This is a genomic window from uncultured Nostoc sp. (assembly GCF_964245445.1).
In the GTDB taxonomy this organism is placed as follows: Bacteria; Cyanobacteriota; Cyanobacteriia; order Cyanobacteriales; family Nostocaceae; genus Nostoc.
Genome location: NZ_CAXTNE010000285.1, coordinates 1 through 9,549, shown reverse-complemented (window position 1 = coordinate 9,549; position 9,549 = coordinate 1). Strand labels below are relative to the sequence as shown.

The 9,549-nt window shown below is 42.5% G+C and carries 6 protein-coding genes and 1 pseudogene; 6 read left to right on the top strand and 1 reads right to left on the bottom strand.

The features are described 5' to 3' along the window. Positions 1-308: pseudogene (locus ACFE90_RS31695) on the top strand (NTPase); the annotation flags it as partial. A gap of 130 nt (positions 309-438) precedes the next feature. Here ACFE90_RS31695 and ACFE90_RS31690 read toward each other — a convergent pair. Further along, the gene (locus ACFE90_RS31690; RefSeq protein ID WP_375506297.1) at positions 439-951 is read right to left on the bottom strand and encodes a DNA topology modulation protein; all 513 of its coding nucleotides are present in this window, start codon (positions 949-951) and stop codon (positions 439-441) included. A gap of 129 nt (positions 952-1,080) precedes the next feature. Between ACFE90_RS31690 and gatB the strand changes: the two genes are divergently transcribed. The 5 genes from gatB to ACFE90_RS31665 all read left to right on the top strand — a co-directional run bounded on the left by gatB (position 1,081) and on the right by ACFE90_RS31665 (position 9,411). Continuing rightward, a complete protein-coding gene (gene gatB / locus ACFE90_RS31685; protein WP_375506296.1) occupies positions 1,081-2,556 on the top strand; it encodes an Asp-tRNA(Asn)/Glu-tRNA(Gln) amidotransferase subunit GatB in 1,476 nt (491 codons plus the stop codon). 658 nt (positions 2,557-3,214) lie between these two features. Then, positions 3,215-4,456, top strand: a complete 1,242-nt coding sequence (gene argJ / locus ACFE90_RS31680; protein ID WP_375506295.1) for a bifunctional ornithine acetyltransferase/N-acetylglutamate synthase — start codon at positions 3,215-3,217, stop codon at positions 4,454-4,456. Between the two features lie 558 nt (positions 4,457-5,014). After that, complete coding sequence (locus ACFE90_RS31675) at positions 5,015-6,397, top strand: CmpA/NrtA family ABC transporter substrate-binding protein (RefSeq protein WP_375506294.1); 1,383 nt, start codon at positions 5,015-5,017, stop codon at positions 6,395-6,397. A gap of 80 nt (positions 6,398-6,477) precedes the next feature. Beyond that, positions 6,478-7,317, top strand: coding sequence for a nitrate ABC transporter permease (gene ntrB / locus ACFE90_RS31670; protein WP_375506293.1), 840 nt, complete (start codon positions 6,478-6,480; stop codon positions 7,315-7,317). An 87-nt stretch (positions 7,318-7,404) separates the two neighbouring features. Further along, positions 7,405-9,411: a nitrate ABC transporter ATP-binding protein gene (locus ACFE90_RS31665; protein ID WP_375506298.1), complete on the top strand. Its 2,007-nt coding sequence runs from the start codon at positions 7,405-7,407 to the stop codon at positions 9,409-9,411. Positions 9,412-9,549 lie beyond the last annotated feature (138 nt).

Genomic DNA, 9,549 nt, shown 5'->3' with positions numbered 1-9,549 from the left:
TTCTCAAAGACCTCGCCACTGCTGATAATGAAGAATATGTGCGACGTACAGCCATCCAAGCATTAGCTAAACACTTCAGAAATAAATCTGAGTTGTTTGAAATTTACTACAACTGCGCTGTCAATGATCCCTTTGAGCGTAAGCAAGACTATGAAATCAACCCTCGGCGCGTTGCACTGGAGATAATTATCAAGCAATTTCCTCAACATTCCCAGACTTTACCACTGTTGCGCGACAAAGCAGAGAATGATCCAGATGAGCAAGTACGAAACTTTGCTCAACAGAATTTGGCAGAATTAGAGAAGTAATTTCAAAAATATGAACAATACAGAAGTTCGTCAACAAATTAACCAATATTATTAATAATTAGCATACACGTAGTAATACAGACTTTAACTATTATTTCAGTTAATTTAATAAAAATCAATTATGCAAATCTTAATAGTGGGAAACTTTTTGTAAAAAACTTCTGACTTCTGTTGGTTTGCAAAGAATAATAACTTGCTGATTTGGTGTTACTTGACTAAATTTTTTGATAATTTCAGGACGACGATTAATTGGGTATGACCATACATATTTGAGAAATTCCCAATTTAATCTTTCAGGACAATCTGATGCCATATCAGGTCTGGATTGTCCAGCATACATAAAGCGACGTTTAATAATTTGCGCTAAACACAAAATCCGGGGAAAATCCAAAAAAATTACCGTATCTGCAACCGACAAACGAACGTCGAGAGTACCACTATAGTTACCATCCATAATCCAAGATTCTCGTAGGGTTAGGTCTTGAACTATGCTCTGCCATTCAGCTTTTGGAGTCTCAACCCAGCCAGGATTCCAATACCAAGCATCCAAGTGAATCACTTCTAAGCCTAAGATAGTTCCCAGTTCGCGGGCTAAGGTAGATTTCCCAGCACCCCCAAAACCAATAATTAAGATTTTCTTCACCTTGTGTTTGCATCTCCCTTTTCAAGCTCATAAGGGTAAGCATTGCTCACCCAAATAACCGTCTTCAGGGCAACTCAATACGCCGCTACAATAGTAGCCTAAGAAGGATTATGCCCAAATATTGATATTATGACCACTGCTACAACCGTAAAAACTGAGTATGAAGCGATTATTGGTCTAGAAACCCATTGTCAGCTGAGTACCAACACTAAGATTTTCTCTAATAGCTCTACAGCATTTGGTGCTGACCCAAATACTAACATTGACCCGGTTTGTATGGGTTTACCTGGAGTCTTACCTGTACTCAATGAAAAAGTATTAGAATACGCCGTCAAGGCTGGTTTGGCACTGAATTGTCAAATCGCTAGATATAGCAAGTTTGACCGGAAACAATATTTTTATCCTGACTTACCCAAAAATTACCAAATTTCTCAATATGATTTACCGATCGCAGAACACGGATGGTTAGAAATTGAGTTGGTAGATGCTGAGGGGAATCCGATTCGTAAACGCATTGGCATCACACGTCTGCACATGGAAGAAGATGCTGGAAAATTGGTACACGCAGGTAGCGATCGCCTCTCCGGTTCTTCCTATTCTCTGGTAGACTACAATCGTGCAGGCGTACCGTTAGTAGAAATTGTCTCGGAACCTGACTTGCGTTCTGGATTAGAAGCAGCTGAATATGCTGAAGAATTGCGCCGGATTGTCCGGTATCTTGGCGTAAGTGACGGCAATATGCAAGAAGGATCTCTGCGCTGCGATGTCAACATTTCCGTGCGTCCAGTAGGACGAGAGGAATTTGGCACCAAGGTAGAAATTAAAAACATGAACTCGTTCAGCGCCATCCAACGGGCGATTGACTACGAAATTGAACGTCAAATCGCCGCCATCGAAGCAGGCGATCGCATTATCCAAGAAACTCGGCTGTGGGAAGAAGGCGCTCAACGCACAAGTAGTATGCGGGTGAAGGAAGGTTCTAGCGATTACCGTTACTTCCCCGAACCAGATTTATCACCAATTGAGGTGACAGATGAACAATTAGAGCAATGGCGCAGCGAACTACCAGAATTACCAGCCCACAAACGCCATCATTATGAAAGTGAGTTGGGGCTTTCGGCTTACGATACGCGAGTGCTGACAGAAGATCGTTCAATAGCGGAATATTTTGAAACTGCGATCGCATCTGGAGCAAACCCCAAAGCTGCTGCAAACTGGATTACTCAAGATATCGCCGCCCACCTCAATAAGCAAAAACTCAGTATTACTGAAATCGGACTAACTCCCACTAATCTAGCTGATATCATTACTCGCATTGAAACAGGCAAAATTAGCAATGCTCAAGCTAAAGAAAAGTTACCAGATTTGCTCACTGGTATTTCTCCTGAAAAAGCCTTTGCCGGTCAAGAGTTAATCACCGATCCTAGTGTACTAGAACCCATCGTTGATGAAGTCATAGCTGCCAATCCCAAAGAACTAGAAAAGTATCGCAACGGAAACACCAACCTCAAAGGCTTCTTTGTCGGACAAGTTCTGAAAAAGACAGGTAAACGTGCCGATCCTAAGCTGACTAACGAATTAGTGGAGAAAAAACTGAACGCCTAGCAGGGGAGCAGGGAGCAGGCTTGCCGTGAGCGTAGCCGAATGGGAGCAGGGAGCAAGGGAGAAGATTTTTCCCTCTGCCTCTTTTCCATGCCCAATCCCCAATGCCCAAGTAAGTAATTTCCCGGTGATTCTTCACGAAATCTTCATATAAAAACTGGTGACAGCCCCCATACCTAAAATGCTATGCTGTGGTAAGTAGATGCACCCTGATGATCTGGAGAGCTGCCTAAGTGGCTCTCTTTTTTATTTGATTTCTGTGGTATTTACGTAAATGCTTCATAAAATTTTTATAAATAATCTTCACAAATAAGTACTAACCCTTAGAGGTTAAGTGATATAGTGTAATAAAAAGATGCACCGTAATGATCTGGAGAGCAACCCAAGTGGCTCTCCTTTTTTGCTTTTGTCTTTCGTAATAAAAGTCTTTCGTCATAAGAAAGGTAAAAACAATTATGCTAATTGCCAACTAGTGCTTTATTATTGCCATCAGCAAATAAACTCATAATAAAAGGGAGTGGGGAGTAGGGAGTAAAGAAAGCAGGGGAAGTAGGGGGAAACGAATAACTTTTAACTTCTAACTCCTAACTCAGCACTTTTCCAAAGCACTTTTCCAAAGCACAAATTGACCTATCTAACTTGATAGTTGTAAGGAAGAATAATGGCAGATTGGCAAAAAATCACAGGTGGCATCACAGCACCAAGGGGGTATCAAGCGGCGGGAATTACCGCAGGGTTGAAACCTTCGGGGTTGCCAGATTTAGCTTTGATATTCTCAGAGGTGGAAGCGATCGCAGCTGGTGTGTTCACCACTAGCCAAGTTAAAGCTGCCTGCGTAGAATATTGTCGCCAACGTTTGCAAGCTAAACAGAGCGCTCGTGCCATCCTCTGCAACGCCGGACAAGCAAACGCCGCTACAGGGACTCAAGGCTACCTTGATACCTTAGAATCTGCTCTGGCAATAGGTCAAGCCCTGAACATCCCATCTGAATCTGTGTTAGTGGCTTCCACTGGCGTGATTGGTCAAAGAATTAAGATGGATGCTTTGCGAAGCGGGATACCCAAGGTAGTAGCAGCACTCTCAGAAACAGGCTCAGATGCCGCCGCCGGGGCGATTATCACTACAGACTTAGTAACAAAATCTATTGCCCTAGAGACAACTATAAGCGACCGTCCAGTACGAATTGGTGGTATTGCCAAGGGTTCCGGTATGATTCACCCGAATATGGCAACCATGCTGTCATTTGTTACTTGTGATGCTGTGGTTTCGCCTGCGCTTTGGCAACAGATGTTAGCAAGGGCAGCTGATAGAAGTTTCAATTCCATTACTGTGGATGGCGATACCAGCACCAACGACAGCTTAATCGCTTTGGCAAACGGTCAATCTCGCACCCCAGCAATTACAGAATGGGGCGCAGAAGCAGAGAAATTAGAGGCGATGTTAACAGTAGTTTGTCAGCATTTAGCCAAAGCGATCGCTCGTGATGGTGAAGGCGCAACCTGTCTAATTGAAGTGGAAGTAACAGGGGCCCATGATGAACTCTCAGCCCGACAAATAGCCAAAACCATCGCTGGTTCATCCTTAGTTAAATCTGCAATCTTTGGGCATGACCCTAACTGGGGACGCATCGCCGCCGCCGCCGGACGTGCAGGTGTGCCCTTTGAGCAAGAAAACCTGCAAATTAAGCTAGGAAATTTCTTAATGTTAGAAAATGGGCAACCTCTACAATTTGACCGTGCAGCAGCGAGTGCTTATTTGAAAAAAGCAGCGACAGGTGCTTATCTCCAAGAAGATACAGTGTTAATCTCCGTTAATGTTGGCAATGGTCATGGTTCAGGTAAAGCTTGGGGTTGTGATTTGAGTTACGACTACGTGAGGATTAACGCCGAATACACTACTTAAAATCTTTTTTACAGGTATACCGTTTTTACTTTCAGGTTGATACAAATGCGTTTTTAGGGTAGCACAGCTAACTGTGCTACCCTAAATCATAGTGCTAACATAATAGTTTTCATAAATAAGAGTTTATATATTAGAAAATACTACTAATATTAAGTTGCAAAATAAGCGAAAAAACAAATCATAATATAAAAATAATAGTCTCTATAGATAAAAATTTATATATTAAAAATTATTCATATAGTTAAGTAAAATACATAAACTTTTCCTTATACATCCAATCTAATATTTGTTTAATAAATCCAGACTCCAAGTGAACCAATTCAACTTGAAAGGCTGTAAACTGATTTCAACAAGGTGAATGATACCTCTGCACCACACTAGAGCAGAGCCAATAAATTAGCTGAGTTTTTATATAGGTAGCTCTGTCATTGACAAAATGACTGCGGTTACTTTGCAAAATATAGCTTGATTAATCATTAATACAGCAATAAACACAACATTTTATTGCCTAAATTGTCATAGCTATGAAAAATAAAATTTACGTTCAAAGGAGATATTATGACAGAACTTTTTAATAAAATTTCCCGTCGCAAATTTATATTCACATCTGGGGTATCTGCGGGTGCTGTATTCCTCAAAGGCTGTTTGGGTAATCCCCCTGAAAACCTCACTAGTGGAAGCACTCAAGCACAACCAACTGCTCAGTCGGTCGTTAATATTAGTCCTGAACAAACACCAGAAACTACCACAGTCAAGTTAGGATATATTCCCATTGTAGAAGCGGCTCCTTTAATTATTGCTAAAGAAAAAGGCTTTTTTGCAAAGTATGGGATGAGTAATGTTGACCTTTCCAAACAAGCTTCTTGGGGTGCAGCCAGAGATAACGTAGAAATTGGTTCTGCTGGTGGTGGTATAGATGGCGGTCAATGGCAGATGCCAATGCCACATTTAATCACAGAAGGTTTAATTACCAAAGGCAATCAAAAAATTCCCATGTATGTATTATGTCAATTAATTACGCATGGAAATGGAATTGCGATCGCAAGCAAGCACCAAGGTAAAGGTATTAGCTTACAACTCGCCAGCGCTAAGTCCCTATTCACGGAATTAAAATCTTCAACACCCTTCACAGCTGCATTCACCTTTCCCCACGTCAACCAAGATTTGTGGATTCGCTACTGGTTAGCAGCAGGCGGCTTAGATCCAGATGCAGATGTCAAATTGCTCACAGTACCTGCGGCGCAAACTGTGGCCAACATGAAAACAGGAACGATGGATGCCTTTAGTACAGGCGACCCCTGGCCTTATCGCCTGGTTCAAGAAAAAATCGGCTACGTAGCAGCATTAACCGCAGAAATTTGGAAAAATCATCCTGAAGAATATCTTGCCATAAGAGGCGATTGGGTTGATAAAAATCCCAAGGCTACTAAAGCAATTTTAAAAGGAATTATGGAAGCCCAACAGTGGTTAGATAATTTTGATAATCGCAAAGAAGCGGCTGAAATTCTGGCTGGACGAAATTATTTCAACCTTTCTTCACCAGAAATTCTGGCTGATCCATACCAAGGGAAGTATGACATGGGTGATGGTCGCAAAATTGATGATAAATCAATGGCTGCTTACTACTGGAAAGATGAAAAAGGTAATGTTTCTTATCCATATAAGAGTCACGATTTATGGTTCATAGTTGAAAACGTTCGCTGGGGATTCTTACCAAAAGATTACATTGCCAATAATGCTGCCAAGGCTAAGGAACTTATCAACAAAGTCAACCGCGAAGATATCTGGAAAGAAGCTGCTAAAGAAGCTGGGATTGCTACTGCTGATATTCCTACAAATACATCCCGTGGTGTAGAAGAGTTTTTTGATGGCATCAAATTTGACCCCGAAAAGCCAGAAGAATATTTGAAAAGTTTGAAAATCAAAAAAATCAGTATTTAGAGGCACGATTAACCTCTTGTAGAGACGCGATGAATCGCGTCTAAAACAAATAACAAATAAAATTTCAGGAGAACATCATCATGACAATAGCCCAAAAACGCCCTGCAAGCCCTAGATTGAATAATAGTTTTATATCCAGCCTGAAAAAGCAATTTCCTGACCTGATACCACCAGCGATCGCCATTGCAATCTTCCTCGTTATCTGGCAACTCTTCGCTTGGACTCCAGGAGCCACATTACCAGGGCCAATACAAGTTATCCAAGACACTTGGGTTCTGATTTTCTGGCCATTTTATGACAGAGGTGGTATTGATAAAGGTTTATTTTGGCAGATTCTCGCTAGTTTGCAACGAGTTGCTATCAGTTATACCCTAGCTGCGATCGTTGGTATTGGCTTAGGCATTTTGATTGGTGTCAATAAAACAATGTCCAAAGCTTTAGACCCCATCTTTCAATTACTGCGGACTGTACCACCTCTAGCTTGGGTTCCAATTTCTTTAGCAGCTTTACGACAAAACGAACCCGCAGCCTTATTCGTAATTTTCATCACCGCCATTTGGCCCATCTTAATTAATACTGCTGTCGGCGTTACCCAAATTCCCCAAGATTACAACAACGTCGCCAAAGTTCTGCAACTTAGTCGCAAAGAATATTTCACTAACATTTTGATTCCTGCGGCATTACCCTACATTTTTACCGGCTTGAGAATTGCGATCGGTTTAGCTTGGTTAGCGATTATCGCCGCCGAAATCGTCATGTCCGGTATTGTCGGAATCGGCTTTTTTATCTGGGACGCTTATCAAAATAACAACGTCAGCGAAGTTATTTTAGCTCTAATTTACATCGGCATTGTTGGGTTGGTGCTAGATAAAATGATGGGCTGGCTTCAAAACAAGATTTTACCAGCAGAACAAAAATAGTCATTGGTCATTAGTCATTGATCATTTGTAAAAAACTAAAGACTAATGACCACGTACCAAAGGCAAAAGACTAATGACAAAGGACAAATAAGTATGTTCGTAGCTGTTGATCGAATTGAAAAAGTTTTTGAATTAACTGGTGGTGGAAAATATATCGCTCTCAAAGGAATCGACCTCCAAATTAAAAAAGGAGAATTTGTTTCTTTGATTGGTCACTCTGGTTGCGGCAAATCTACTCTATTAAATATGATTGCGGGTTTAGATTTGCCCACTGAGGGTATTGTCACCCTAGAAGGACAAAGAATTACCAAACCCGGCCCAGACAGGATGGTGGTGTTCCAAAATTATTCGCTATTACCTTGGCGGACGGTAAGAGAAAATATTGCCCTTGCCGTGGACTCGGTAATGAAAGGTTCATCCGCAGCCGAACGCAACGCCATTATCGAAAAGCATATAAATATGGTGGGTTTGCGTCCCCATGCTGATAAACAGCCGGGAATGTTATCAGGTGGACAAAAACAGCGAGTCGCGATCGCCCGCGCCTTAGCAATTCGTCCCAAATTACTCTTGCTAGATGAACCCTTTGGCGCATTGGATGCACTCACACGCGGCAATTTGCAAGAACAACTCATGCAAATCTGCGAAGAAAATCAAGTTACTGCCGTAATGGTGACACATGATGTAGATGAAGCAGTGCTTTTATCTGACAGAATTGTGATGCTAACCAACGGCCCCGAATCTAAAATAGGCGACATTTTAGAAGTAGATATTCCTAGACCCCGCAAACGGATGGAAGTAGTAGAACATCCCAGCTATTACAGCTTGCGAAGTGAGATGATTTACTTCCTCAATCAGCAAAAGCGCATCAAGAAAATTCGGGCGCGGAAAACTGCCGACATTGCCCGTCATGGATTAGAAAAAGTTAACCTAGAAATTGGCTTTTTACCTCTAACCGCTTGCGCCCCCTTAGCAGTTGCTAAAGAAAAAGGCTTTTTTGTAAAGCACGGTTTAGATGAAGTTCACCTGGTGCGGGAAAGTAGCTGGCGGGGTATAGAAGATGGCATAAGTGGTGGTTACTTGGATGCGGCTCAAATGCCTTCGGGGATGCCGATGTGGCTTTCTTTGGGAGGACATAATAACCAACCCCTCCCTGTTGTCACCGCCCTCACCATGACTCGCAACGGTAACGCCATCACCTTGGCAAAACGCTTTTACGACCAAGGGGTGCAAACCTTATCAGACTTCAGGAATCACCTGATTCTCACCCGCGAAGAACGGCACATAATGGGGGTAGTACATCCCGCATCTATGCACAATTTACTACTGCGTTACTGGCTAGCGGCTGGAGGAATTGACCCCGATCGCGATGTAGATATGAAGACCATTCCCCCAGCGCAGATGGTAGCCGACTTAAAAGCCGCAAGCATTGATGGTTACTGCGTTGGCGAACCTTGGAACTACCGCGCTGCTGTGGAAAATGTCGGCTTTACCATCGCTACCGATTTAGAAGTTTGGCTAGGACACCCCGGTAAAGTTCTTGGTGTGCGGGAAGATTGGGCAGAAAATTATCCAAATACGCATATCGCCTTGACTAAAGCTTTGTTAGAAGCTTGTCAGTATTGTGCAAATCCCGAAAATACCCAAGAAATTCGGCAAATTTTAGCCGGGCGAGATTACGTCAGCACTGATTTAGAATACATTCAACTCGAAGATCCAGATAGTCTCACCTGTGACTTAGATCATCCATTGCGGGACTATGCCCATCACCAGTTTTATTCTGAGTCTGCCATTAACCGCCCCAGTCGCACCGAACAAATTTGGATTATGAGTCAATTGGCGCGTTGGGGTGACACTCCCTTCCCCAGAAATTGGGTAGAAGTTGTAGAACGGGTATGTCGCGTGCGGGTTTTCAGCACCGCCGCACGAGAATTAGGTTTGGATATTAGCTATATTCGCCAACCTATTCAACTGTTCGATGGTACTCCCTTTAACGCCGACGATCCGATCGCTTATCTCAACAGTTTGAAAATTAAACGTGATTTTTCAGTCGCGGAAGTTGTTCTTGATGCACCAAGAAGGAGACTCGCCTCATAAAAAAATGGTGAAAGAAAGAGGGAGTGGAAGAAGTAGGACATCATGCGCGAACTTCTGAACTCCGTTAACGAGTCTTTGAACTGGATGAATCCACCTTTTATCTCCGTTAACGAGTCTTTGAACTCCATTAATGAGGCT